This is a genomic window from Peribacillus folii (assembly GCF_030271255.1).
GTDB lineage: Bacteria > Bacillota > Bacilli > Bacillales > DSM-1321 > Peribacillus.
Genome location: NZ_JASJOM010000006.1, coordinates 153,385 through 178,585, shown reverse-complemented (window position 1 = coordinate 178,585; position 25,201 = coordinate 153,385). Strand labels below are relative to the sequence as shown.

General features: G+C 41.8%; 30 protein-coding genes. 18 read left to right on the top strand and 12 right to left on the bottom strand.

Translation table 11 applies throughout. The features are described 5' to 3' along the window. The first annotated feature begins 81 nt into the window (after positions 1-81). A complete protein-coding gene (locus QNI08_RS11995) occupies positions 82-873 on the top strand; it encodes an enoyl-CoA hydratase (protein WP_285767824.1) in 792 nt (263 codons plus the stop codon). A gap of 71 nt (positions 874-944) precedes the next feature. Here QNI08_RS11995 and QNI08_RS11990 read toward each other — a convergent pair whose 3' ends face one another. Beyond that, on the bottom strand, positions 945-1,133 hold the full coding sequence (locus QNI08_RS11990; RefSeq protein WP_285767657.1) for a YhzD family protein: 189 nt from the start codon (positions 1,131-1,133) through the stop codon (positions 945-947). Positions 1,134-1,477: 344 nt separating this feature from the next. Between QNI08_RS11990 and cysK the strand changes: the two genes are divergently transcribed. The 4 genes from cysK to QNI08_RS11970 all read left to right on the top strand — a co-directional run bounded on the left by cysK (position 1,478) and on the right by QNI08_RS11970 (position 7,270). Then, complete coding sequence (gene cysK, locus QNI08_RS11985; RefSeq protein WP_285767656.1) at positions 1,478-2,401, top strand: cysteine synthase A; 924 nt, start codon at positions 1,478-1,480, stop codon at positions 2,399-2,401. 173 nt (positions 2,402-2,574) lie between these two features. Then, positions 2,575-3,783 (top strand): metallophosphoesterase family protein, encoded by a 1,209-nt coding sequence (locus tag QNI08_RS11980; RefSeq protein ID WP_285767655.1) that lies wholly within the window; start codon positions 2,575-2,577, stop codon positions 3,781-3,783. Between the two features lie 23 nt (positions 3,784-3,806). Next, positions 3,807-6,821, top strand: coding sequence for an ATP-binding protein (locus tag QNI08_RS11975; RefSeq protein WP_285767823.1), 3,015 nt, complete (start codon positions 3,807-3,809; stop codon positions 6,819-6,821). A gap of 41 nt (positions 6,822-6,862) precedes the next feature. After that, entirely contained in the window at positions 6,863-7,270 is a 408-nt protein-coding gene (locus tag QNI08_RS11970; RefSeq protein ID WP_285767822.1) for a hypothetical protein, read from the top strand. 54 nt (positions 7,271-7,324) lie between these two features. On the opposite strand, the gene QNI08_RS11965 is transcribed toward QNI08_RS11970, so the two are convergent. After that, a complete protein-coding gene (locus tag QNI08_RS11965; RefSeq protein ID WP_285767654.1) occupies positions 7,325-7,459 on the bottom strand; it encodes a hypothetical protein in 135 nt (44 codons plus the stop codon). Between the two features lie 282 nt (positions 7,460-7,741). Here QNI08_RS11965 and QNI08_RS11960 point away from each other — a divergent pair, with 282 nt between their 5' ends. From QNI08_RS11960 to QNI08_RS11945, 4 genes are all read left to right on the top strand, one after another. After that, entirely contained in the window at positions 7,742-8,566 is an 825-nt protein-coding gene (locus QNI08_RS11960) for an ABC transporter ATP-binding protein (RefSeq protein WP_285767653.1), read from the top strand. Then, entirely contained in the window at positions 8,559-9,254 is a 696-nt protein-coding gene (locus tag QNI08_RS11955; protein ID WP_285767652.1) for a (2Fe-2S)-binding protein, read from the top strand. Before QNI08_RS11960 ends, QNI08_RS11955 begins: the two co-directional genes overlap by 8 nt. A 171-nt stretch (positions 9,255-9,425) precedes the next feature. Further along, positions 9,426-10,364, top strand: a complete 939-nt coding sequence (yhaM, locus tag QNI08_RS11950; RefSeq protein WP_285767651.1) for a 3'-5' exoribonuclease YhaM — start codon at positions 9,426-9,428, stop codon at positions 10,362-10,364. A 99-nt stretch (positions 10,365-10,463) separates the two neighbouring features. Continuing rightward, on the top strand, positions 10,464-10,646 hold the full coding sequence (locus tag QNI08_RS11945; RefSeq protein WP_370662518.1) for a sporulation YhaL family protein: 183 nt from the start codon (positions 10,464-10,466) through the stop codon (positions 10,644-10,646). Positions 10,647-10,693: 47 nt separating this feature from the next. Here QNI08_RS11945 and QNI08_RS11940 read toward each other — a convergent pair whose 3' ends face one another. Further along, on the bottom strand, positions 10,694-11,560 hold the full coding sequence (locus QNI08_RS11940) for a peptidylprolyl isomerase (protein ID WP_285767650.1): 867 nt from the start codon (positions 11,558-11,560) through the stop codon (positions 10,694-10,696). Positions 11,561-11,760: 200 nt separating this feature from the next. On the opposite strand from QNI08_RS11940, the gene QNI08_RS11935 reads away from it, so the two are divergent. Both QNI08_RS11935 and QNI08_RS11930 read left to right on the top strand, forming a co-directional pair. Further along, positions 11,761-11,844 (top strand): YjcZ family sporulation protein, encoded by an 84-nt coding sequence (locus QNI08_RS11935; RefSeq protein WP_285767821.1) that lies wholly within the window; start codon positions 11,761-11,763, stop codon positions 11,842-11,844. A gap of 185 nt (positions 11,845-12,029) precedes the next feature. Further along, complete coding sequence (locus QNI08_RS11930; protein ID WP_034314699.1) at positions 12,030-12,113, top strand: YjcZ family sporulation protein; 84 nt, start codon at positions 12,030-12,032, stop codon at positions 12,111-12,113. Between the two features lie 108 nt (positions 12,114-12,221). Here the strand turns inward: QNI08_RS11930 and QNI08_RS11925 are convergent, their stop codons facing one another. Further along, positions 12,222-12,404, bottom strand: coding sequence for a hypothetical protein (locus tag QNI08_RS11925; protein ID WP_057912502.1), 183 nt, complete (start codon positions 12,402-12,404; stop codon positions 12,222-12,224). 100 nt (positions 12,405-12,504) lie between these two features. Continuing rightward, positions 12,505-12,891, bottom strand: a complete 387-nt coding sequence (locus QNI08_RS11920; RefSeq protein ID WP_285767820.1) for a DUF3267 domain-containing protein — start codon at positions 12,889-12,891, stop codon at positions 12,505-12,507. Between the two features lie 396 nt (positions 12,892-13,287). Here QNI08_RS11920 and QNI08_RS11915 point away from each other — a divergent pair, with 396 nt between their 5' ends. Continuing rightward, a complete protein-coding gene (locus QNI08_RS11915) occupies positions 13,288-13,614 on the top strand; it encodes a DUF1878 family protein (RefSeq protein WP_285767649.1) in 327 nt (108 codons plus the stop codon). A gap of 2 nt (positions 13,615-13,616) precedes the next feature. On the opposite strand, the gene QNI08_RS11910 is transcribed toward QNI08_RS11915, so the two are convergent. Both QNI08_RS11910 and QNI08_RS11905 read right to left on the bottom strand, forming a co-directional pair. Next, complete coding sequence (locus QNI08_RS11910; protein ID WP_285767648.1) at positions 13,617-14,195, bottom strand: HTH-type transcriptional regulator Hpr; 579 nt, start codon at positions 14,193-14,195, stop codon at positions 13,617-13,619. Positions 14,196-14,385: 190 nt separating this feature from the next. Continuing rightward, positions 14,386-14,748, bottom strand: coding sequence for a YtxH domain-containing protein (locus tag QNI08_RS11905; RefSeq protein WP_285767647.1), 363 nt, complete (start codon positions 14,746-14,748; stop codon positions 14,386-14,388). A gap of 317 nt (positions 14,749-15,065) precedes the next feature. Here QNI08_RS11905 and yhzF point away from each other — a divergent pair, with 317 nt between their 5' ends. Further along, positions 15,066-15,245 (top strand): membrane protein YhzF, encoded by a 180-nt coding sequence (gene yhzF, locus QNI08_RS11900; protein ID WP_285767646.1) that lies wholly within the window; start codon positions 15,066-15,068, stop codon positions 15,243-15,245. Between the two features lie 80 nt (positions 15,246-15,325). On the opposite strand, the gene QNI08_RS11895 is transcribed toward yhzF, so the two are convergent. From QNI08_RS11895 to QNI08_RS11885, 3 genes are all read right to left on the bottom strand, one after another. After that, complete coding sequence (locus tag QNI08_RS11895) at positions 15,326-15,844, bottom strand: tryptophan transporter (protein ID WP_285767645.1); 519 nt, start codon at positions 15,842-15,844, stop codon at positions 15,326-15,328. 129 nt (positions 15,845-15,973) lie between these two features. After that, a complete protein-coding gene (gene serC, locus QNI08_RS11890; RefSeq protein ID WP_285767644.1) occupies positions 15,974-17,077 on the bottom strand; it encodes a 3-phosphoserine/phosphohydroxythreonine transaminase in 1,104 nt (367 codons plus the stop codon). A 193-nt stretch (positions 17,078-17,270) separates the two neighbouring features. Continuing rightward, positions 17,271-17,693 (bottom strand): HIT family protein, encoded by a 423-nt coding sequence (locus QNI08_RS11885; protein WP_285767643.1) that lies wholly within the window; start codon positions 17,691-17,693, stop codon positions 17,271-17,273. Positions 17,694-18,349: 656 nt separating this feature from the next. Between QNI08_RS11885 and QNI08_RS11880 the strand changes: the two genes are divergently transcribed. The 3 genes from QNI08_RS11880 (at position 18,350) to QNI08_RS11870 (ending at position 21,096) form a co-directional block, all read left to right on the top strand. Continuing rightward, positions 18,350-19,093 (top strand): ABC transporter ATP-binding protein, encoded by a 744-nt coding sequence (locus QNI08_RS11880; RefSeq protein ID WP_285767819.1) that lies wholly within the window; start codon positions 18,350-18,352, stop codon positions 19,091-19,093. Next, entirely contained in the window at positions 19,086-20,294 is a 1,209-nt protein-coding gene (locus QNI08_RS11875) for an ABC transporter permease (RefSeq protein WP_285767642.1), read from the top strand. Before QNI08_RS11880 ends, QNI08_RS11875 begins: the two co-directional genes overlap by 8 nt. Positions 20,295-20,391: 97 nt before the next feature. Continuing rightward, on the top strand, positions 20,392-21,096 hold the full coding sequence (locus QNI08_RS11870; protein ID WP_285767641.1) for an EcsC family protein: 705 nt from the start codon (positions 20,392-20,394) through the stop codon (positions 21,094-21,096). Between the two features lie 30 nt (positions 21,097-21,126). Here QNI08_RS11870 and QNI08_RS11865 read toward each other — a convergent pair whose 3' ends face one another. Further along, on the bottom strand, positions 21,127-22,338 hold the full coding sequence (locus QNI08_RS11865; RefSeq protein ID WP_285767640.1) for a M20 family metallopeptidase: 1,212 nt from the start codon (positions 22,336-22,338) through the stop codon (positions 21,127-21,129). Between the two features lie 89 nt (positions 22,339-22,427). Here QNI08_RS11865 and QNI08_RS11860 point away from each other — a divergent pair, with 89 nt between their 5' ends. Further along, positions 22,428-23,042 (top strand): phosphatase PAP2 family protein, encoded by a 615-nt coding sequence (locus QNI08_RS11860; protein WP_285767639.1) that lies wholly within the window; start codon positions 22,428-22,430, stop codon positions 23,040-23,042. A gap of 243 nt (positions 23,043-23,285) precedes the next feature. Here QNI08_RS11860 and QNI08_RS11855 read toward each other — a convergent pair whose 3' ends face one another. After that, positions 23,286-23,801, bottom strand: a complete 516-nt coding sequence (locus QNI08_RS11855; RefSeq protein WP_285767638.1) for an antibiotic biosynthesis monooxygenase family protein — start codon at positions 23,799-23,801, stop codon at positions 23,286-23,288. 297 nt (positions 23,802-24,098) lie between these two features. On the opposite strand from QNI08_RS11855, the gene hemE reads away from it, so the two are divergent. Next, positions 24,099-25,142, top strand: coding sequence for a uroporphyrinogen decarboxylase (gene hemE, locus QNI08_RS11850; protein WP_285767637.1), 1,044 nt, complete (start codon positions 24,099-24,101; stop codon positions 25,140-25,142). The last annotated feature ends 59 nt before the right edge of the window (positions 25,143-25,201 follow it).

The window sequence follows — 25,201 nt, the reverse complement described above, 5'->3', positions numbered from 1 at the left end:
ATAACTTTTCGCCCTAATCGTTTAATTCTCGGGAATATATAATTGATGCATGGAATGAGAAGGAGGAAGAAAATATTGAATATTGAATCGACATCAGCTGCAGGCACTGTATTGGTCACTTATTCGGACCGGACAGCTACCGTTGCCATGAACCGCCCAGAGGCGATGAATGCTTTAAATCCAGAAATGCTGCATGATTTAATAGCAGCGCTTAAAGAAGTAAGTGATAATGAAGAAGTGGATGTCGTCATATTAAAAGGAAATGGCAAGGCCTTTTCCGCGGGCGGGGATATCAAAATGATGCTCTCTCCCGAAAAAGAAAACGCTTTCGACGATTTGATGGACGGCATCAGTGATCTGGTGACCACTTTATATTTCATGCCTAAATTGACGATTAGTGCCATTCATGGAGCTGCAGCGGGTCTTGGTTTGAGTATAGCTCTTGCAACGGATCACCTTATTGCCGACTCGAATAGCAAGATTGCGATGAACTTTATCGGTATCGGACTGATTCCGGACGGCGGCGGACACTTCTTCCTTGAGCGGCGTCTTGGCGAAGTGGGAGCAAAAGAATTGATCTGGGAGGGGAAAGTGCTTACAGCGCTCGAGGCTAAAGAAAAAGGTCTCATCCATGAAGTGGCGGACGGTACTTTGGAACAAGCTGTGGAGAGAAAAGTCCAAGCTTGGCTTCAAAGCCCGATCTCTGCCATGATCAAAACGAAAAAAATCCTTGGTGAAAAAAATCGGCCTTTATTGATTAAGATGCTTGAGATAGAAAAAGCGGCTCAAATGAAAATGCGTCAAACGGCCGATCATCAAGAAGGAATAAAAGCATTTGTCGAGAAAAGAAAACCGAATTTCACGGGTAAATGAAAGCATGAATCAGAAGAGGCCGTCACTCTATTGTGACGGCCTCTTGAATTATGAGCGCGCTTTCATGATTATCAGCGGTGAAAAAGCAAGAGTGCCCCGTCTGGTGATATGCAACGGTGTGTTTGGTCTTGGTAGTTTTTTTCGATCAAAAGCTTTTGACCCAATTCTTTTGCTTGTTGATCATTTTCCGCTGTAAACGATTCATCCAATAGTTTTTCCCCTGAAGGCTCAAATACGGTTAGTTTATATATTTTGCTCATGTTCAAAAAACTCCCTTACGAATTTGTCTATATGCTAAAAGATATGAACGGTTAAGCAAATTTTATCATTATCAGTCAATTTTGACTATTGTTATCTCAAAGAAATATATGAAAGACTGGGATATTGAGGAATAGCAGAGATTTCATGAAAAATGATGAATAAAATTATATCGAACAAACTTTAACTGCTGATTTCTTGAGTCATGAAGTGAACAAAGTAAAGCTGATTTTTCCGAGGTGAATTCCTATATTAAAATAAAAATCATAAATGATATAATGGATTACAAGAAGATTGCAACAAAAGTAGTTGGAGTATAAGTAAGGTTCGAAGGGAGTTAGGTGGAATGACGGTGAAAATCGTGAATAATATAACGGAATTGATAGGAGATACACCAGTTGTGAGAATTAATCATCTTACAGGGAGGGATGATGCGGAAGTATTTGTAAAACTTGAATATTTCAATCCGAGCCGAAGTGTGAAAGACAGGGCAGCATTTAATTTGATTAAGCAAGCTGAACTGGATGGAGTCATCCAATCGGGTTCGACGATCATCGAGCCGACATCAGGCAATACAGGGATCGGCTTGGCGATGAATGCAGCGGCAAAAGGCTACAGGGCTATCATGGTCATGCCGGATAATATGTCAAAGGAAAGAATCAATATTCTAAAGGCGTATGGTTCGGAAGTTGTCCTCACCCCGGCTGCGGAACGGATGCCAGGTGCGATTCGCAAGGCTCAAGAGCTAGCTGCAGAGATTCCGAATAGCTTTATTCCCCAGCAGTTCGAAAATGAAGCCAATCCTGATATACATAGAGTGACGACTGCTATCGAGATTCTTGAGCAGACGGATCGAAAGCTTGATGTGTTTGTGGCGACTGCCGGCACAGGGGGGACGATTACAGGAACGGGTGAAGCATTAAAAGGTGAGCTGCCGCATTTAAGGGTCGTGGTAGTTGAGCCTAAAGGTTCGCCGGTCCTTTCAGGCGGAAAGCCTGGACCGCATAAATTGGTCGGAACAAGTCCCGGTTTTGTGCCAAGCATCTTAAACACGGATGTGTTTGATGAAATTGTCCAAGCGGCCGATGAGGATGCGATTTCGACAATGAAGGATATGGCGGCGAAGGAAGGGATTCTGATCGGGCCATCAGGCGGCGCATCTGTCTGGGCAGCCCTTAAGGAAGCGCGCCGGCTTGGTCCGGGTAAACGTGTCCTGTGCATTGCACCTGATAATGGTGAACGATATTTAAGTATGGATATTTTCCAATAATAGTAGAAGGCCGAACGCGGTGCAAGCGAAAATGTACCAGCCGTTTGGTCTTTTTTGTTTGGAAAGTGGCGATACTGTTTAATCAATCGGCTTGACAATTCTGACATTTGGCGGGAAAGTATGTTCTGGTTATGTTAAAGTGAAATAAATGAAACTTATACCGAGGTGAGGCAATGAGCAGTGTGAAATTCATTCATGCGGCGGATCTTCATTTGGATAGCCCCTATTCAGGATTGAAGGATTTGCCGCCGACGATAGTAAAGCAATTAAGGGAAAGTCCATTCAAGGCTTTTCAAAAAATCATTAATGAAGCCATTTTCCATCAAGTTGACTTTATCGTGATTTCTGGAGATTTGTTTGATGGCGAGAATCGGAGCCTTCGCACGCAGGTTCGCTTTCGGACCGAAATGGAAAAACTGCGGCAAAATCAGATACCTGCCTATATCATTCATGGAAATCATGATCATCTTAGCGGAACATGGATTACTGTCGCGCCCCCGGATAATGTCCACGTATTCTCAGGGCAAACGGAAATGAAATTATTCGAAAGAGCGGATGGGACAAGCGTCAGTCTCTATGGATTCAGTTACCCTCGCCGTCATGTAAAGGAGAGAATGATTGAAACGTATGTGAAGACAGAAGGGGCGGATTATCATATCGGGCTGCTGCATGGGAATTTGGAAGGCAATGCGGATCATAGCCCCTATGCCCCTTTTTCCCTAAAGGAACTGGCTGATAGGGATTTCGATTATTGGGCTTTGGGTCATATTCATAAGCATCAGATCGTTTCAGAGGACCCGCTTGTGATCTATCCAGGTAATATCCAAGGCAGGAGCCGGAAGGAAACGGGAGAAAAAGGATGTTTGCTGATCGAACTCAATGGAGACACGAGGCGGCATACTTTCATAGGAACCTCTGAGGTGATATGGGATCGTGAAACAATCAAAGTAACGGCAGGCGGGGAATTCGATGCGATCTTCAAGCGATGCAAGGCACTCATCGAACAAAAATGGCTTGATGGAAGGAACCATCTGTTGGAAATACAGCTGGATGCCGGGGGATATGCAACGGAGATTACGGAATATCTGGAGGATTTGACCCGGATTTTACAGGATGAGGTGCATGGTGAATCGTTTGTCTGGGTGTATAAAATCAAGCTCATCGAGGACATGCATATGATCAGATCAAGCGAGACGTCTCCATTTATGGCCGAGATATCACAGCTTGCTTCCGAATTCGAGGATATGGAGGCTGCCCTTGCCCCTCTTTATCATCACCCGATTGCAAGAAGATTTCTCGATTCGATGGAACCGAAAGAGCAGAAAGCACTTTTGAATGAAGCCGAAAGCTGGCTTTTGAATGTGTTTGAAGCAAACAAATAGTTGTGGGAGGAGGAAAAGCGGTGATGATTAAGGACCTCCATGTTTATGGTTATGGCAAACTAGAAAACCAGCGTTTTCCGGAACTGGGTCAGCTGCAGGTGTTTTTTGGTGAAAATGAATCAGGCAAGTCGACCATCATGTCTTTCATGCATAGTGTTTTATTTGGTTTTCCGACAAGAGTGCAAAACGAACCGCGCTATGAGCCTAAGTTGCATGCCAAATATGGGGGAAGGCTCACACTTGTAACAAAAAAACATGGGGAAATCATTATTGAACGAGTGAAGGGAAAAGCGACCGGAGATGTATCGATCACCTTCGAAGATGGTCGGGTCGCGGGTGAGGAGGAGCTGAATGAAATTCTTCATGGTGTTGATAAAAACTATTACCAAGCCATTTTTTCTTTCGACCTGCAAGGACTTCAAGCCTTACATACACTAAGTGAAGGGACCGTAAGTAAATATTTACTGTCTGCTGGATTGGTCGGGAACGATAAACTTCTTGAAGCTGAAACGAGATTGCAAAGAGAGCTTGATCGGCTATTCAAGCCATCTGGCCAGAAACCGCTTTTGAATGTAAGAATGAAAGAGCTTAAGGAACTGCAGAAAAAGTTGAAGGCATCAGAGCAGGAGCAGCAATCCTATACGGCATTTTTGCAGGAAGAGACGGAACTTAAGAAGAGGCTTGCAGAAATTACGGCAGCTATCGAAGAAATGGAAGAAAATCTTGTGAATGTAGGTAATTACCTTAGAATTAAGCCCTTGATCGAGGAGCAGGCGAAAATAGAATATGAGCTTAGCAAAATCAAAGATATAAATTTTCCTGTTGATGGATTAAAAAGGCTTGAACAGCTGCAAGCAGTCGGAACGCCGATGAAGGCCCAATTAGCCGCATTGGCAGGGAAGCTTAAAAAACTTGAAGAAAATCTTGTTGAAATCGAAATTCACCCGTTCATCAGGGAGCACAAAGAGCAGGTCGAACATGCAGCCGACCAAGGAACTTTATTGGAGAAGCTCGAGATTGACATACGTAGGGCGGAACATGATAGGTTCATGGAAGAAAAGTATATCGAAACGGTTAAGAAGGACCTATTCCTCGATGCCCCTGATGATGAAATCAGCAAACTCGATATCGGTACATATATGAAGGAAAAGGTAAAGCGGACGGAGAGGGATAAGCATCAACTCCACAATTATAAAAAACAGCTTGATGAGAAATATCAGCTGCAAAAGATCAGCTTGGAGACGGTAGAAGCCCGCTTGAAGGAACTGGAATCCCAATTAATGCCTCTGGAAAAACGCAGCAAACTGGAGTCTTTATACAATAAGCAACATAACGGTGCATTTACAAAAGTCAAAAAACTCATTCTTGATGAGCAAATATTTGAACTTGAGAAACAATCGTCTCTACAGGAGGAGAAGAAGGCGCACCATCATAAACGTTCATTAATCATCAATGGCAGTATAGTGGCGCTGCTATGTTTAGGTGCAATCAGTTGTTTTTTCAATGAACAGTGGCAGCTTTCGATCATACTTTTGCTCGTTGCCGCCCTATTTGCGATTTCCAGGTTTTTTTTCAAAGGAGAAGATACTTTATCAGGGCATATCCGGCAATTGGATGACTTAAAACGAAAAAGGGAAGATCTTAGCAGAGAAGCCATTCCGGATGGCGCTGGAGAGTCGATGGGGCAATTGTTAGAATTGGACGACCGTCTCCAAAGGCAGCTGGAAACGGAAAGGTTCAAATACGAAGAACGTGAGAGGGAATTTGAATCGACCATTCAAGCGTATACGGCTTGGGAAGCCGGAAGGGACAAATTGGCTAAAGAAATGGAAAGCATCCTAAGCGTGTGGGGCATGTCCTTTACTGGCATGGAAGTAAATTTGGAGTCTGTCTTTGAAGGGCTTGAAAATTGGAAGGAGGCCGTCGTAAGGAAATATGAAACGATCAAGCGGCATCTATTTTTAGATGAAGAGTTTAATGGCAAGGCGAAGAGTTTATTTCATTTTGCTAACAGCCTTGATTTTGAGCCAGCCACTTGGCGTGAAGCGCTTGGCTTGTTAAAACGGGAATGTAACAAAGCGGTGGAGTTCTCCGTCCAGCAAACGCAATGGTTACAGGAACGAGTATCTTTGCAGAATGAAATTGAGCAGCTGACGATTGAGAAAGACTATCTTGAAACCGAAATGGAACAGCTTTTTAACTTAGCGAAGGTCAAAGATGAGGAAGAGTTCAGGTATCACGCTGTCTTGTCAGAAAAGAAAGCCTCCTTGCAAAATCAACTTGAGTTGATTTCCACCCAAATTGAGCAATCCAGGATGGTTCCAGAACGAATTGAAGCGTACGTAAAGCAACGGATCAGCTCAGATGCATTTGAAGAGATAGTGCGGAAACGAAAAGATGCTGCAAAGGTGAAATCAGCATTATTGGAAAAACTCACTGACACGCAGCATCAGATAAAACATCTTGAAGCATCCGGTGTTTATGACGAATTACTTCATCGGTTTTATGAAGAAAAAGCGGCATTCAACGAAGAAGCGAAAGAGTGGGCAAAATTGGCAATAGCAAAACGCTTAATGCATAAAACCTTGGAACGATATAAAAGGGAGCGCCTGCCGAAGGTCATTGCTGATGCGGAGCGACACTTCGCCTTTTTAACGGAAGGATGCTATTCGAATATCATCCTTGATCATTCAGGAGAAGGCATTTCAGTCCAGCGCAGTGACGGTTTGAGGTTCGGGGTGGAAGAGGTCAGCCGAGGGACAGCGGAACAAATTTATGTTTCCCTAAGGCTTGCCCTTGCAGATCATACTTTTTCCAATGATCCTTTTCCCCTCATCATCGATGATGGTTTTGTTAACTTTGATGCCAAAAGGACATCACGGATGCTTGAATTATTGAAGGGAATTTCGCGAACGCGGCAAATCTTATTTTTTACCTGCCATCGACATGTAATGGGGAATTTCACGGAAAAGCAAATAATCCAGCTATCCAGGCCGATATTGAAAAAAGAGAATGATTGGATCATCCGTGAAATATGATAGGAATAATATCATGAAAAAAGAGAGTGAAGACCTTGAATATGTATGAGTTTGTAAGGGGGCATGATGCGTCCTTATCGTTGATCATCGAGAACGAGTTCCCTGGAAATCGGTGTGTGGGGGGGAAATATTCTGTCGAAGATCATGTAATCACTTTATATAAGAAAGATATCGAATTCCAATGTGAGCGATCTTTAGGCTCGCTCGATAGGCTAGAGGAATATACATGGGTCATCCTTACACATGAAATGGGGCATGCGCTGGATACAGAGCTGGGTGTGCTGAGTGAGGAGCTATGGAATACGGGGAGCTCGGAAATCCTTTATCAAATTGAGCTCAATGCCTGGAATATTGCAGGTGAATTAATGCCATTTGTCGGGCGGGATTTGTTTACTTCCATCAAGGATGAATCTCTGGCATATTGTACAAAACGCATGCTCGTAGGTTAATGTCCGCGCAAATGGATAAGCCAGACGGTAGACAAACGCTCGGTAGTAATGGAGTTAATTGTCTATCGTTTTTGGCTGCTTTCCAATTTTCCTGAACAAGAATACGTAATCCCCATTCCCCTGCAATTTTATGGTGGCGGTGTATGTATTCAGACCGTTGCTTTCCACTACAGGCACATATTTGCTCATGAAACTTTTTCCCGCACAGTTCCGCGCCCTCCCAGCCAACCACTTTGGAATAAAAGTAATATGAAACCGGATGATGGTCATTTATGTGAACAGCATAGCAAAAGCATGGATGAATGTTTAAACAGGATGAAAAACTTTTTTGTTAAAATGCTTGATATCTTGGAATGTCCGTCAATAGTGAATCAATTGCAGGAAGTTTCGGTTCAATATGCCCATTAAGATTGACAGTGATAATCATTTTCATTAAACTTGTATTATTAAAATGATAAGGGGAGTATTTTTATGCGACCAATTATTAATACACAGTCTTTATCGCTCGGTTATGGGGATAAATTGATAATAAATGATATGAATCTGAAAATACCAAAAGGGGAAATCACTGTTTTCATCGGTGCCAATGGATGTGGGAAGTCGACACTGCTGCGTTCGGTCGCGCGCTTGTTGAAGCCGCAAGCTGGTTCGATCGCGCTTGAAGGCAAGGCGATTTCGTCCATGTCATCCAAGGATATAGCAAGAAAAATGGCGATTCTTCCACAATCGCCGACAGCTCCTGAAGGTCTTACCGTCTATCAGCTTGTGAAGCAAGGAAGGTACCCGTATCAAAGTTGGTTGAGACAGTGGAGTACCGAGGATGAAGAGAAGGTTCAGAAGGCGATTGATGCAACGAACCTGTCGGAATTGAAGGATCGTGCCGTCGATGAATTATCGGGAGGGCAGAGGCAACGGGCATGGATCGCGATGACCCTGGCTCAGGATACCGACATCATTTTGCTGGATGAACCGACTACATATCTCGACATGACCCATCAAATTGAAATTCTGGATCTATTGTTCGACTTGAATGAGCTTGAGGATCGAACGATCGTCATGGTACTCCATGATTTGAATTTGGCCTGCCGTTATGCGGATAATCTGGTTGCGGTCAAAGACGGGGAAATACATGCAGAAGGGCGGCCCGAGGATATCATCACATCTGGTTTGGTTCAGCAAGTATTCGGGATGGAATGCCAAATTGCCTTCGATCCAATCTTCGGCAGTCCCATGTGCATCCCGTTTGGGAAGGGGCGTTACGCTCAAAGCCGGGTAAAAGTGCTGGCCAATGGATAGCTTCACACCAACCATTGAAAAAGAGCTGCAAGGCTTTCGCGTATCGATTCGGGGAAACAAAGCTGCCAAGACCTTTTGTGATGTCGAAGAGCTGATTTGGTATGCACAAGAACGGTCAGGGGCGAAGACGCCACAAATAGCCATTTCGATGTGGTTCAGGCGATATGCTTTTTTTGTTACGGCACAATTGTTCATGGTCAGCAAGCATCGGCTTGCCTGGGAGGGGACACTAGGGGACATTGGGGTTTTGGATGATCCGGAAGACATGAATTGGCTGCCGGATTTTTTGCTGAAAACCAATCGGTGGAGACCTGTTCCGGAAAAGGAAAGGTCCGCTGCCCTTCATTCGATATTAAGCAGGTTTGGTGCGGAGGCCATTGGCCCGCTTTCTAAAACCACTAAAATATCGAAACTTGTACTATGGGAAACGATATGGAGCTATACGGTTTGGATGTATGGCGAGCTAATGAAACTGCCTGATATAAAGGTCCGAGTTGAAGCGGATATAAATTGCTTGCTTGCAGATGAAGTATGGCGGAATATTGAAAGGCATTCACCATTTAAGCGATTCATAGGAAATAAAACGGTTCCGGAGTCGTTGAATCCGTATAAAAGAGTGACATGCTGTTTATATTACCGGATCGATGGACAGGAAAAATGTGCGTATTGTCCGAATAAAAACAGTTAATCAGAAGGTATGGAAAGCCAGGCTTTGGTATTGAGCCTGTTTTTTTTCGTGTGAAAAGTGACAGCATCGCCTATCTTCCTTGCAATATGTCCAGTACTATCGATAAAACTAAACGCACTGATTGGGTTCATATGTTATAATGTTGATATTTAATCGAACGGGGGCAGTCGCATGGGAAATGGGATCATTCATCATGGAATTGGTGAAGTTGTAGATATATTTATGTATATAAAAACGAGTACAAAGGCGGTTGCAAGTAATGGAAAGCCGTTTTTAACATTGATTTTGTGTGATAAGACTGGGGAGATCGAGGCTAAGCTATGGGATGTTTCCGAGGCTGATGAGAAAACGTACAGTGCCGAAGCTACTGTGAGGGTTCAAGGTGAAGTCCAGAATTACAGGGGCAGAAGCCAATTGAAAATTCGCAATATAAGAATCACAACCGAAGCTGATGGCGTAACAAAAGCGGATTTGATTCAAACGGCGCCTTTAAGCCAGGAGGAAATGATGGAAACGATCACTCAGTTCATTTTTGAAATGAGGAATCCGAATATCCAAAGAGTGACAAGGCACCTTATCAAGAAGTATCAGAATGAATTTCTTACGTTTCCTGCAGCGACAAAGAACCATCATGAGTATATGTCAGGTCTCGCTTACCACGTAGTATCGATGCTGGGTCTGGCAAAAGCCATATCAACCCTTTACCCTTCGCTTGATCGTGACCTCTTGTATGCAGGAGTCATCCTGCATGACCTTGGAAAGGTACATGAGCTATCTGGACCTGTGTCGACCGTTTACACGGTGGAAGGGAATTTGTTGGGCCATATAACCATCATGGTTAATGAAGTCGGAAAAGCAGCAGAGGAGTTAGGGATTGAAGCAGAAGAAATCATGGTCCTCAAGCACCTGATCTTAAGTCATCATGGCAAAGCGGAGTGGGGCAGCCCCAAACCGCCGATGGTGAGGGAAGCGGAAGTGCTGCATTACATCGATAACATGGATGCCAAGATTAATATGATGGACCGGGCCCTGGAGAAAGTGAAGCCCGGGGAATTCACGGAAAGAGTATTCGCGCTCGATAATCGCTCATTTTATAAACCTACATTTTAACAGAAATATGCTTCTTTCCTATGGAGAAAGAAGCATATTTTTTTTGTTCCTGCATATTCTCTAGTAAATGAATAGTAGATTTTTTGGGAGGGAATGGACATGCCAATTTGGATCTGGTTCGTATTTATTGGAATAATTGTCAGTGCAGTGATGGCGATTTGGACAGCTAGGCAGGAGCGCCTCATAGATGATGCTTGGATAGAGAAGGAAGGGCAGAAGTACATTGAACGCATGGAAGAAGAGCGTGAAAGGCGTAAAAAGGATATAAATCAAGGAGCATAGCAAAAAAAAAGCGACAGGCTAACGTCCTGTCGCTTTTGCTTGCCCGATTATTTTTCGGCTTTGGTTGCGTCACCGGAAGTGATGGCGTCTTTAAGGTCTTTATCTTTGATTTTCACGTCTGCTTTTTTCACTTCGTTATTCAAGATATCTTGAACCTTGGTTTGGTCAATTTGCGCGACTTTCAAATCATACTCTAAGTCTTTTTTCATATCCTTATACGGTTTCTTTTCTTTCATATCTTCAAGTTGGATGATGTGGTAGCCATAATCCGATTTGACCGGTTTACTGATTTCATCTTTTTTCATCTTGTATGCTTGCTCTTCGAATGCAGGCACCATTTCACCTTGTCCGAACCAGCCAAGTTCGCCGCCTTTTTCAGCAGTCCCGGTGTCTGTTGAATATTCCTTGGCAAGTTTGGCGAAGTCTTCACCTTTATCCAATTTAGCTTTCACTTCGTCAGCTGTTTTTTGGTCTTTTACAAGAATATGCCTAGCCTTGATTTGTGGTTTGTAGTCTTCATAGGCTTTTTTCACATCAGCTTCTTTGACTGTAATGTCCGCAACTGCTGCTTTTTCTTGAAGCATGCCGATCTTAAGTGCACGTTTAAGATCATCTTCGCTCTTATATCCGGAAGAGGCTAGGGCAGTTTGGAAATTATCACCCATTTGCTCTTTAAGTTCTGCCGTTTTAGCCTTAACTTCTTTATCCGTTACTGTATATTTTTCGGAAAGAACTTTCTCATAAACAAGTTCCTGAAGAACGGCATCACCATAACGGTCCTTCATGACATTATAAAATTCCTCTTTCGAAATATCCCCCGCTTTAGTTTCCACGACTGCCTCTTTGTCGCTGTTGCATGCTGTAAGTCCAATCAGCCCTGCAGTAACAGCAATCGATAATGCCCATTTCTTCATTGAGAACAACTCCTAATTTTAAGTTTCTGGTTTACTATTCTTCGTATTTCCACAAAATTAACTATAACATATTCTGGTTGCTTTACAAAAAATAATATATTGATGTACCAATAAGAATTTTAAAAAAACTGGGTAGAAGCCTACCCAGTTTATGATCATCTACATATGATAAGTCGAGGACATCAAAAGGAGGTAGCATAATGAGTAATGGATTTAACGGAGGTTTCGCCTTGTTAGTAGTGTTATTCATTTTATTAATAATTGTGGGAGCAGCTTTTTGCTAAACAATTGCAAAATTAATAATGGAAAGTGCCCACTCCTTTTGCCGTGGAGTTGAATAGGATAGGGTAGCCGCTCAACAGAAATGAATAAAATGTTTATCAAGCTACGAAAGGGATGGATTCCTTTTGGCGGATATAAGAGTGTGCATGAACTTGTTATTACTTAAGAATGGAAAGGAGGAAGATCAATGTCTGGAGGAATAGGTGGAGGCTTTGCTCTAATTGTCGTTCTTTTCATCCTGTTAGTCATCATTGGGGCTTCTTGGTTATAAATGCATAAACAAAAGGCGAAGCTTATCGCTTCGCCCTTTTTCTTCGAAAATGTGCCGGGTATCACCAATGTATGTAACAAATGATGCTCCATCATTTGCTGCTCATCTCTACGTATACAAAATTTCAATATAGGAGGATAATAACATAATAGTAATCAATACATTAATGGTCCTGAATACTTTAGGCTGTCGGTCTTCCGCAATTTCCTTTTGGATACATAAAGAGTTGGTCATTCTATTAATATTATAAAGGATCAAAATGGCAACAATAATAAACCAGAACGAGATCAAAACCTAAAATCCCTCCTTGCAAAACGTCATGTATAAATACGATACCAAATTATAATGAAAAAAGATACCTAAAAATCTTTGGGACATCCTTGAAAAAATATTACTTTTGGATCAGGATGTCGTATCCTTCCCGATGTTCTTCGATAAAGGAATGTCCTGGCGAACCAACCAAGTGTTTTATATAAATGAAATCAGATACACATAATCCGGTATGCAGGGAAAGTAAAATGGTGAAATAATGGATGTAATGCGGAAAACTAAGTGCACAGCCGATTAATAATACCGACATAACGAAGAAAGGCAGGGCAAGTGTCAAAAGATAGAGATGCTTGCGAATCGGATAATGCACGTTCACATTGCATGTAAGCACAAGTTTCCACTTGATGGTCCAAGAAGTTTTTACTTTTTTGCATAATATTCGTAAAGGTAAATAGTGTAATAGTTTGTGAACAGGATATAATAAGACTAATAGGCTGAAAAATTGCATTGTTCGATCGTCATACAATACGACCTGGGATGAAACGGCACTTAATGATGTATAGATCAAAACAAAAGACATCAATATAGTGAAAACTGAAAAAAAGATCAGACGGCAATTCCCATATTGTTTTGCCATGTCAATTGTTTTCCACGAGTTCATTTTGAAATCAGCCCTCCAAAGACCGTTGAATTTACTTACATACATTACGATGAATGGATGGAAAAAGCAATAGAATTCTTGGATTTAGTTATAAGATAATCATTACTAAATAATGGACAAAGACAAAAGGTTATGAGTGAGGGCAATGGAACATCATGGTGTTCCATTATTAGTCAGGAAATCACGGAAATTTTTAATCTGAAATATGTTGAATATGAATGATTGATTGGGGATTAATGATGTATGAGAAATATAAACGAAGAAATAGATATACTCCGTTTTCACCAAGGGCTTTTATTGAACTTGATACGCAATCCAAAGGCAAGATTGGACTTTTTATTTGTGGAAAAAAATTTCACGAAGAGGGAGGCGGAAGAACTATTGGAACTATGTGATATTATGAGCAAACGCTATGAAATAGAAAAAGCGGAAGGATACATGAACTTTCAACCGCTTTTTAACCAATTTGAAAGAAAGGTCAATTCCAAAATTACGACTAAGGAATGCATTGACGCATGCCTCTCACAAGGTTTATATGTATCCTTCATGAGGGAAATGGATAGAGTGTGAGATTAAACGGGCTCAGTTTCTTTCTCTATCTTTTTTTTTGTGATTTTACCCTCCGTGTCAGTAAACTCCTGATCAATATTATCGAAGGACCGCTCAAAGATTTGCATGAAATCTTCTCCGTATATATTACGGATGACAGCCATCATTTCTATCATATCGGGGAACTTACCATAAAGCTCACGAAGTGGCAGTGCACCTGAGAAAGCAGAATTTTTACCAGGATCGTAAGTCTCCATTAAATCAAGCAGGATCTGTTCACCTTCAGCTGTGATCTCGATATACGTATTCCTCTTGTCATTTTCTTTCTTTGAAAACGTTAAGAAACCGCGTTCCTCTAACTTTTTTGAAAAGTTAAATGCCGTAGAAACATGCATGACCCCAAATTTTGCAACGTCTGAAATGGAAGAGCCATTAAGATGGTAGGCAATCCAAAGAATATGATGCTCATTGATGTTTAAATCATAGGGCTTGATCCATTGCTGCCAATCTTTTTCAATCGATTTCCATAATGCTTTGCTTAATTGTGCAATTCTTTGACTAAAAATCATTGCTTCTTTCATAGAATAATTTTTATTCTGCATATTATGGGCTCACCTACTTATAAGATTCTGTATATTTATTATGACAATAAAATAAAAATTAATAAAGATAAATATTTGCAAAATTTTTAGAAAATTTTAGTTTTTTTAAGAGATTCTCCATTTCCCCTTTGTGTAAAATGCTATTTTATGGGAAAAATGGAGAATTGAACTTCTGGAGCGATGTTACCGATTATTTTTTGGAAGCAGGGATGGACGTTTCCAATTCTTTTAATGAAGTTTCAATTTCTTGAACGTTTTTCAATAATTCATTCTTGTTCGGTTCGATTTCCCGTTTCCAGTTCTCAATGACCGTCTGAACGTCCGAAATGAAGGTTTTTACCGTTTCTTTACTGATTTGAGTGGCTTCCAACGAGTCATCTTTAATATTTTGCATTTTTACCTTCAGTTCTTCAATGGTAGTCTTCATATCTTCCGCATTCGTTTTAATGCGATTTCGCAAGTCCTTGCCAGAGCTTGGTGCTGCAAACAAAGTTGCGGCGCCCGCTACGACCGTTCCGGTTAAAAAGCCAATTAATAATGATTTTGCTTTCATTAGGATCACCTCATTCAATAATATTGTTTTCGCGTTACATGGTCTGATTCCCTGCTGAAAAAAAACTCAATTGGAAATTTTGATGAATAGTGATGGAAATACTATTGATAACAAAATACCATAATTTTCATTCCTATGGAAGAGTATCTACCATTTTATCTTTATATCACAAAAATATTTTCTTAAACTTAGATAGGAATTATATAATATTTAAAAATAACTTGAAATTGTAGCGAAAACGCTTCATATAAAGGAATGGGGAGCATATAGATAGTAAAAACAAGCTGTCGGATCATTGATGGCACTGGTGGGTTATTATGAAAATCATTTTCTTATTGGGCCTGATAGGCCTGTGCGGGATGGGGTATTTTCTAAGGAAAGCAAAAAATCCAGGCAGCTATCCGTCTAAGAGAGTGCTCCAGGCCAGGGCCTACGCCATGGGCCTGCCCGGGGTTCTGCTGCTTTTCATTTGGTTGATGTGGCTGTTCATGCATTGATTGCAGGAGGCTTGCTTACTCCGAATCCATAGGTGAAAAAAAGCGCCAGACTACAGTCCGGCGCTTTTTAAGTATGGTGTTTATGCATTGATGGTTACATTCGATTTTCTGACGATGCCGTTCACAATTGGATAAATGATGACCATCGCAACTGTATTGAGCAGTACGGCAGGAAGCACGACAGCTCCGAAAAGGGCAACGAAAGGACCTGGAAGGGACACGAGATAATATGCCGATCCAAGGAAGACAGCACCGGAAACGATTGTTCCTACGGCAGTCAAGATACTTACCGTCACAATGGAGGTCGAAAACCTTTTAAGACCGATGAATAAAAGGTAAAACAGAAAGGCTGTTGCCAACTTGTCGATGATATTTGGAATCTGTCCTCCAGGAAATGTAGTTGTCATGGCAGAGATGGCTCCAGCAGCCAAGGCGACAATGAATACATTCTTTTTCTCCGGAAACAGGGTGATCGCCAAAAACATCATCAACAGCATCATATCCGGTTTCATTCCAAGGAAGAAGCCTGGTACGATAAAATGCAGGGCAGCCCCGATCCCAATTAATAGGGACAGCGACACAAGGGTTTTCGTTTTCATATACTCATCTCTCCTATTCTCATCTCAACTAACGACTTTTCTTCAACAATGCACTATTGCTTGTTGCAAGAAGTATAAGATAGTATACCATAAGTCCTATTTTTTTAGAAGTTAAATTTATTCACACGATTATAGGGTATGAGCTTCCTTTGCGTTATATGCTTCCTGGAATTTTTTCATGAAAGCGGCAAGTTCTTGGCAATGGGACAGGGGCACGGCATTATAAATGGATGCCCTGCAGCCGCCAATGGAACGGTGGCCGTTCAATCCAACGAAACCGGCCAGCTTTACTTCTTTAAGAAATTGAGCTTCAGCTTCTTCAGATGGAAGTGTAAACGTTATGTTCATGAAAGAGCGGCTGCCAGGTTCTGCATGCCCTTTATAAAAACCATCGCTGCTGTCGATGGCATCATATATGACTTTTGCTTTTTCTTCATTGTTTTCAGCAATCTTCGCGACTCCGCCTTGCTCTTTTGCCCAATCCAATACAAGCGATAATAAATAAATGGCCAAAGTAGGGGGCGTATTATATAAAGAATTATTTTTTGCATGAATGGAATAGTTTAACATGGATGGAATGCTGTCAATATCCTTTATCAAATCTTTACGGATGATGACCACCGTGATTCCTGATGGACCAAGATTTTTTTGTGCTCCTGCATATATGAGTCCGAATTTACTTACATCGATTTTTTTGCTGAGTATATCACTGGACATATCCGCCACTAAAGGGACGTCACCTGTTTCAGGGAACTCTTTCCATTGCGTTCCGTAAATCGTATTGTTGCTTGTAATATGAAGATAAGCAGCATCCCCATTCATTTCGATATCTTCCACTTGAGGAATGAATCTATACTTATCGGCTTTGGATGAAGCTACTACTGCCGTTTCCCCAACCTTCTTGGCTTCTTTCAATGCTTTCTCGGACCAAGAACCGGTTAGGACATAATCTGCCCTTTCCCCCTTAGGCAACAGGTTCATCGGAATCATGGAGAATTGAAGGCTTGCGCCGCCTTGCAGCAGAAGGACCTCATAATTTTCCGGAATGTCCATAAGCTCTTTTAATGTTTGGATGGCATGGTTATGGATTTTTTCGAATTCTCCGCTTCGATGGCTTAATTCCATGACCGACATGCCGGAATCGTCTATATTCAACCATTCAGTTTGGGCCCTTTGTAAAACTTCCAAGGGCAGGGCAGCTGGCCCGGCGTTAAAATTGCGTGCACGTTTCAATTTTTTTCCTCCTATACGATAGTGTGTTAAAGCATTTAATCTATTTATCCATCCTAACAGAAATTGAAATTCAATTGGAAGAATTTTTAGAATTTAATGGTCGGAATGCGAAATGAATCACCATGGAGAAATGGCCCAGCACCTTTTAAGTGTGGACCAAAGTTTGGATGCCTTTGATTGCAGGCATGCTGATTCATTTAATATGCTGGGCAATGGAATCGGCAATCTGCTTCAGGTCATCAGGGGAATACGCACTGGCATTCGTTTTCCAGACTGCCCCAAAGCCGTCTCCTTCTCCATGTCGCGGAATGAGATGCATATGAAAATGGAAAACGGATTGACCTGCTGCTTCCCCGTTATTATTCAAGAGGTTAAGACCTGTAGGGTTGAATTCCTGTTTCATCGCGCGGGAAATCTCCGGTACGACTTCAAATAAACTTTTTGCAATTTCCGGTGTCAACTCATAGAGATTCTCTTTATGTATTTTAGGAATTACAAGCGTATGTCCTTTCGTTACTTGACTGATATCAAGAAAGGCCAATACATGATCATTTTCGAATACTTTGGTGCTGGGAATTTCTCCATCGATTATCTTGCAAAAAATGCAATCACTCATTGAAACCGCTCCTTTAAGAGTTAATTAGTGTATTTGATTAATCGTACCATAGCATGAATCGTTGCGAAAAGAAAAATCAAAAAACAGGATGCAACATTGAGTTGCACCCTGCCTAGAAAAAGGGGGTTTTGCTTCAAAATTCGCATTAGCATAAATTCTCTGCGACAAACACCTCATCTACAATAAAGTAAAATATGGTTATCTGGTTAGAGATTTTCCATTCAAAGCAACCATCTCCTATATCTTTAAAGTCTCATCAACTTATAAAGCATAAATGATAATCATTGAATGATTTTTCTGCTTTTACGTGCAAGAGAACCATCTCCTTGCTCGAAACGATTTTTGTTACGAAGCTTATGGTTTAATTCAGTTATACGTCTTTAACTGACACCTCATTTACAATATGATGTGAATCATTTGTAATAAAACATTTGGGCATTTCAGTGTAATACGTCTTTAACTGACACCTCATTTACAAGATGATGTGAATCACACGTAATGACTAACCCCTTCTTCCTTATTTATGATAGCCACTTAGCCGGGAAAATATAATTAGTTATTTATGGAAATTTATCTCGAGGACACTCGACTATATAAATGCAGGAGAATTTGATAAAATGGAAATTAGAACCTCTATAATAGAAAGGATCGTTTATATGTCCTTATTGGAAATTAAGCAATTGGTAGGTGGGTACACGAAAACGCCTGTTTTAAAAGGGATAAGCTTTGACATTCAGCCAAATGAACTGGTGGGGCTGATCGGGCTCAATGGTGCAGGGAAAAGCACGACAATCAAACATATCATCGGGCTGATGGAGCCAAAGGGCGGAAGTGTATCGATACATGGCAAGACGCTTGCGCAGGACCCTGATACATATCGAAAACAATTTACATATGTTCCTGAAACACCCATCTTATATGATGAGCTGACGCTTGAGGAGCATTTGAAGCTGACGGCCATGGCGCACGGATTGGCGGAAGCGACATACAAAGAAAGGATGGATGCATTGCTTAAGGAGTTCCATATGGAGAAAAGACTTAAATGGTTTCCGGCCCATTTCTCCAAGGGGATGAAACAAAAGGTCATGATCATGTGCGCTTTTTTGGTGCAGCCCTCTTTGTATATCGTGGATGAACCATTCGTTGGTCTTGATCCATTGGGCATTCAATCATTGCTTGACTTGATGAGAAAAATGAAGGAAAGCGGGGCGGGGATTTTAATGTCCACCCACATCCTGGCAACGGCGGAGAGGTATTGTGATTCCTTCATCATTCTCCATAATGGGGAAATTCGTGCAAAGGGCGATCTTGAGCAGCTTCGCGAGCAATTTGACATGCCGGGAGCGACGCTTGACGATTTGTATATTCAATTAACGAAAGAAGAAATCGGACATGAATAGTCAAAATCTCTGGAAGGAAAGATATTTGGGCTATATAAATGAAACGCAGAAATACCTTCGTTATATTTTTAATGGGCATCTTGTTTTTGTGATGGTATTAGTTTTAGGAGGTCTGGCTTATTATTACAGTGATTGGGTGAAGACGCTCGATGGTGATTTCCCCGCTGAATGGATCATGGCGGTTGTTTTATCGCTGCTTATCACAAGGAGTCCGATAAATACCTTTTTGAAGGAACCCGATACCGTATTTTTGCTTCCGCTTGAAACGAAGCTGAAAAATTATTTTAGCAATTCACTGATGCTGAGCTGGGTCATGCAGGGATTTATCCTGCTTATAGTCCTCATTGCATTCATGCCGATGTATGCGAAAGTCACGGATGCTGGCGGAAGTGATTTTGGTATCATTCTCGCCGTATTGTTGATATTGAAGTATGTGAATTTATCGATCCGTTGGATTGTATTGAAATACCAGGATCCTTCAGTCAGCCATTGGGATTCACTTATCCGCTTCATACTTAATGGTGTGATGCTTTATTTCGTCTGTTCAGCGGCAAATATTCTTTATTCCATCATTACAATGTGTCTATTGATAGGGCTTTACTTGTATTACCGAAGCGCAGCAAAGGATTACGTCCTCAAGTGGGACCGGCTAGTTGAATTGGAAAATAAGCGGATGAATTCATTCTATAGGATTGCCAATATGTTCACGGATGTCCCCCATCTAAAAGGGAAGGTGGCAAGAAGGAAATGGATGGATTGGTTTTTATCGTTCATTCCATATGGTGAAAAATCCACTTATACCTTCTTATATGCCCGTACCTTGCTGCGATCCAATGATTATGTCGGTCTTTGTTTCCGTTTAACCATCATTGGATCGGTCATTTTAAGTGCATTCACGAATTTGTGGGCCCATTTGATCGTGACTTTTTTATTCCTATTCATGACAGCCCTGCAGCTGCTGCCGGTCTGGAAGATTCACGAATGGAAAGTGTGGGTTTCACTGTATCCATTACCGGCAAAATTGAGAGAATCTGCAGTGATCAAGCTTATTTCTTATTTCTTATTCTTTGAGGACTTCGTCTTTTGTGTCGTCCTGCTGGTGAAAGGGGAATGGGTGTCAGCTTTGGCTGCTTTGGCGCTGGGTCTTGTTTTCTTGGTCGGCTTTAGAGGTTACGCAACAAAGAAAATTAAAAACTTTTGAACGGGTAGCTGATTTTTCATAAATCAGCTTTTTCGTTTAAAAAAGGAAAACTAAAAACCTTGAGAGAAGTATATACATACATAACGGGGGTGGGTACATGAATGAATATGAGCAAACGGCCATAGCGGAGCTGGTGACATGGAAAAAGAAGATGGCCAAGAAATCAGGCAAGTTTGAGCGTATTTCAAAAAAGGCGCAAACGAAAGTGAATGGTTACATCCCTGACCGAGTGCATAAAATGATTGCAGATAGCATTAAGGCCATGATTGAAGCAGTATTGTCAGGGTCCAAGTATATGTCCAAAGAGAAGAATGTAATGCTGCTTTCTTTACAGCAAAAAGAAGAATGGGTTACGGAAACGATAGCGGCATATCGTAAAACGGCTATCTTAGAGGGGGCAGGTACAGGTGCGGCAGGGCTTTTGATTGGTCTGGCTGATTTTCCTTTACTGCTTAGCATCAAGATGAAATTGCTATTTGAAATATCCCGTTTGTATGGTTTTGATCCGAATAAATATGAGGAACGCTTGTTCATCCTCCATATTTTCCAGATGGCCTTCTCGAGCGAAGAAAAACGGCTGGAGACATTGATGGTGCTGGAACGATGGGATTTCGGGGATATTCCGGAAATTGATTGGCAGGAGCTTCAGCAGGAATATCGCGATCATATCGATATCATCAAGCTGTTCCAGCTCGTCCCGGGGTTGGGTGCCGCTGTCGGTGCATATGCTAACCATCATTTACTGGAACAGCTTGGGGAGACGGCCGTCAATTGTTATCGGATCAGACTGCTTAAAGAATGAAGGGACGGGAGCATCCCGTCCCTTTTTCCTTTACCGTAATAAAGATTCGTTCGCACTGAGTGCGGATTGCTCCTTAGAATGAAAAGTTATCGCTGCCGTGCCTAAAATTTTTGCTGCAATGAGCATGGCTTTTTCATCGATGTCAAATAAAGGATGATGGTGTGGATACACATGTTCATTATTTGGCCTGGCACCCGTAAAAAAGAATGTTCCTTTCACCTTTTGTAAATAATAAGAAAAATCCTCTCCTGTCATATCCGGATCAATTTCCTCCGTAACCATTACTTCCTTGATCGATTTTGTGCTCTCGATAAGGAATTTCGTTTCCTCGTCATGCGGGATGACAGCCGGATAGCCTTGGAAGTATTGATAATCATAAGTACAGTCCGCCGCCAAGCAGGTACCTTTCACAACCCGCTCGATTTCTTCGCTAATAAATGAACGGATATCCTCCTTAAAGGTTCGGACTGTCCCAATTATTCTGGCTTTATCAGCAATGACATTAAAGGCATTATCAGCTACGAAGGAGCCGATGGTGATGACTGCAGAATCTATCGGATTGACACGGCGGCTAACGATTTGCTGCAGGTTCGTGACTAGCTGAGAGCCGACGACGATTGCATCACGGGTTTTATGCGGCTGTGCTCCATGTCCGCCCTGCCCCTGAATGATGATTTCAAAACGGTCAGCAGCAGCCATTAGCGGACCGTAGGTATATTGAACAGTTCCGGTCGGGACGGTAGCCCATAGATGGGTGCCGAAAATTACATCGACCCCATTGAGGCAGCCAGCCTCGATCATTGGCTTGGCCCCCCCTGGAGCATATTCCTCGGCATGCTGGTGGATGAATAGATAACGACCTTCGAGCTCATCCTTCAGCTCATTCAGGTTTTTCGCAAGAACCAGTAAAGCGGCTGTATGACCATCGTGTCCGCAAGCATGCATGACGCCAGGTACGGTAGACTTATAGGGAACTTCCTTTTCATCTTGAATGGGCAAGGCATCGAAATCAGCACGCAAGGCCACGGTTTTACCAGGTTTGCTGCCTGTAATCGTAGCAATGATACCGTTGCCGCCTATATTGGTTTGATGTTCAATTCCCAGTTTTTCATAAAAATCAGCGATGTAGGCAGCTGTTTGCGTTTCATGAAATGAAAGCTCGGGATGTTGATGAAGATACCTCCTGATGGAAACCATTTCATCGTAAGAGCCTTCCAGAAGAGCGTGTAATTGATGTATCATGTTGCACCTCCCAATGCTTGGTTTTATGGTAAATAGTATATCATATTCTGAATAATCAGAGTCAATTAGTCGTCGAGGAGAGTGCAGTCATGGTAAAACATTCATGGATAGCAGCAAGTGTGCTGTGCTTATTGCTATTCTTTTTGCTAGCGTATGAAGTCTCGAGTGCGCGGACCTTTGTGCTGGATGCATATCTGGACTTTGCCGTGGATGAACATGCCTTATCGTTCTCGTTTTTCAAATGCATCACTTATCTTGGTAAGTCCATGGTCATCGGAGTTGGAAGCATACTGATTGTTCTATATTTATGGATCGTAAAGAAGGATTACCTATTGATGGCCTTATTCTCCATAGGAATGGGTGGGGCAGATTTGTTAAATAAGAAGATCAAAAATCAAATCCAGAGAGAACGACCTGACAACCAGTTTGTGGAGGCACCCGGCTTCAGCTTTCCAAGCGGGCATGCCATGGTTGGCCTAATATTCTTCAGTATCTTGGCATATCTCATCATTAAAGAAATAAAGCGAAACGCATTGAAATGGGTGGTGGGAATCGGGTTCTTTGTCCTCATCCTTTTGATCGGGCTCAGTCGGATTGCCATGAATGTCCATTTTCCAACAGACGTCATCGCTGGTTATGGATTGGGAGTCGCCTTCACTCTTGTCTTGTTTAAGTTAAATAAGTTGCTGGGAAGGTTCATTTGAGAATGGTGGTAAAAGATAAAAAATTTGTAACGAATCGGTGTATTTACCCGGTAATATAGAAATTATTTGTCGGCATGAGTCGATACCAGAAATGGTCATCACGAATCCATCCTAACAATTAAAAACGAAGCTGATTGAAGCGGATTGAGACAGAACAAAATGAATAAACATACTCCATTCAAGGAGTATGTCGACAGTTTAAACTCGTTCTTAATGGGACGGGCTTATTTTGTATCGAAAGAACTATTTTTCTGAATCTTGTACCAATGTATATTGTGTGACGTAGGCATCACCCGTAAACAGCTTCTGGCTGGAGTTCGTAGCGGCCGCTTTAGCGCCGTGATCATGCGCTTTCTGGAAGGAAGCGGACTTCTTCCAATTCGTAAAGTCAGCCTGTTTCTCCCATATCGTCAATATGACATACGTTTCTGAATTGAGTGGCCGCAGGATACGCAGGGCGACAAAACCTGATTCATTTTCAATGAGACCTGCCCGGTTTTTAAACTGATGCTCAAATACGGGCTGTCCTTCCTCACTGACAGGGATATTATTCATGACGACATAACCATGATCCTGCAGGCTTCCCTTCCCATCGACGACTTCATATTTTCGCGGGGCGCTAAAAAGCGTTTTACCTGTTGTTTCATGTAAAAGGACGGCAGAATCAAGATTTTGCATCAATAATATTTTTTCATTCGGATGCTCATTTTTCTTGTTCTTCAAAAATTCGTAAGTACCGGACGTGATGTATACATTCATAAAAATTCCCCTCCAACTTCTTAGATAGTACCTGTATACCCATTTTACCCAATGAATAGCGCTTTTACCATTTTCATTCTGCCTAATATTTTTAAGCCGTTTTTATAGAGGAAAGGTGGAAAAGTTGTGCTGAAATGAGATAAAAACGTCGAATTTTTGACAAATATATAGGTTGGCTATACTTCCATTCTAGAAAAAGCTATAGTTGAAGGTGATTCAATTTGAAATTAAACATCCTTCTGATATTCTATGTATTGAATGAAATTAGAAACGTGATTGCTTGAAAGGTGGATATTAATGTCTAAGGAAATTACGAATGACACATTCCTAAAAGCTGCGAGAGGAGAAAAAGCGGATCATGTGCCTGTTTGGTATATGCGTCAGGCTGGCCGTTCACAGCCTGAATATCGAAAATTGAAAGAGAAGTACTCCCTTTTTGAAATTACCCATCAGCCCGAATTATGTGCTTATGTGACGAGATTGCCCGTAGAGCAATATGATGTGGATGCAGCCATTTTATATAAAGATATTATGACACCGCTACCAGCCATTGGTGTGGATGTAGAGATCAAGTCGGGGATCGGTCCAGTCATCTCCAACCCGATCCAATCAGTCAAAGATGTTGAGAAATTAGGGGATTTGAACCCGGAAGAGGACATTCCATACGTACTTGAAACGATCAAATTATTAACCACGGAGCAATTGTCCGTGCCTTTGATCGGGTTTTCTGGCGCACCATTCACGATCGCTTCCTATATGATTGAAGGTGGCCCGTCGAAAAATTACAATCGAACAAAAGCCTTCATGTACTCAGAGCCTGAGGCATGGTTTGCCTTGATGGATAAATTAGCGGATATGATCATTGTTTATGTTAAGTCCCAAATCAAAGCAGGCGTCAAGGCCATCCAAATCTTTGATTCATGGGTAGGGGCATTGAACGTTGAAGATTATCGGGTATTCATCAAGCCAATCATGCAGCGCATTTTTTCCACTCTGCGTGAAGAGAATGTGCCATTAATCATGTTCGGTGTCGGTGCAAGTCATCTGGCGCTTGAATGGAATGATTTGCCGATCGATGTTGTAGGCTTGGATTGGAGACTTCCGATTACAGAAGCTAGACAGCTGGGCATCCAAAAAACGGTTCAAGGCAATCTTGATCCTGCCTTGCTATTATCATCATGGGATGTCATAGAAGAACGGGCGAAACAGATTCTTGATCAGGGCATGGAACAGGATGGCTATATCTTCAATCTTGGACATGGGGTTTTCCCTTCCGTAAATCCGGAAACACTGAAAAGGTTGACTTCATTCATTCACGAATATTCATCAAAAATGAAGTGACGAATCGAATGGTATTGCTTGTATAAACCTTTAATGATGGTGGACAATACGAATATTTA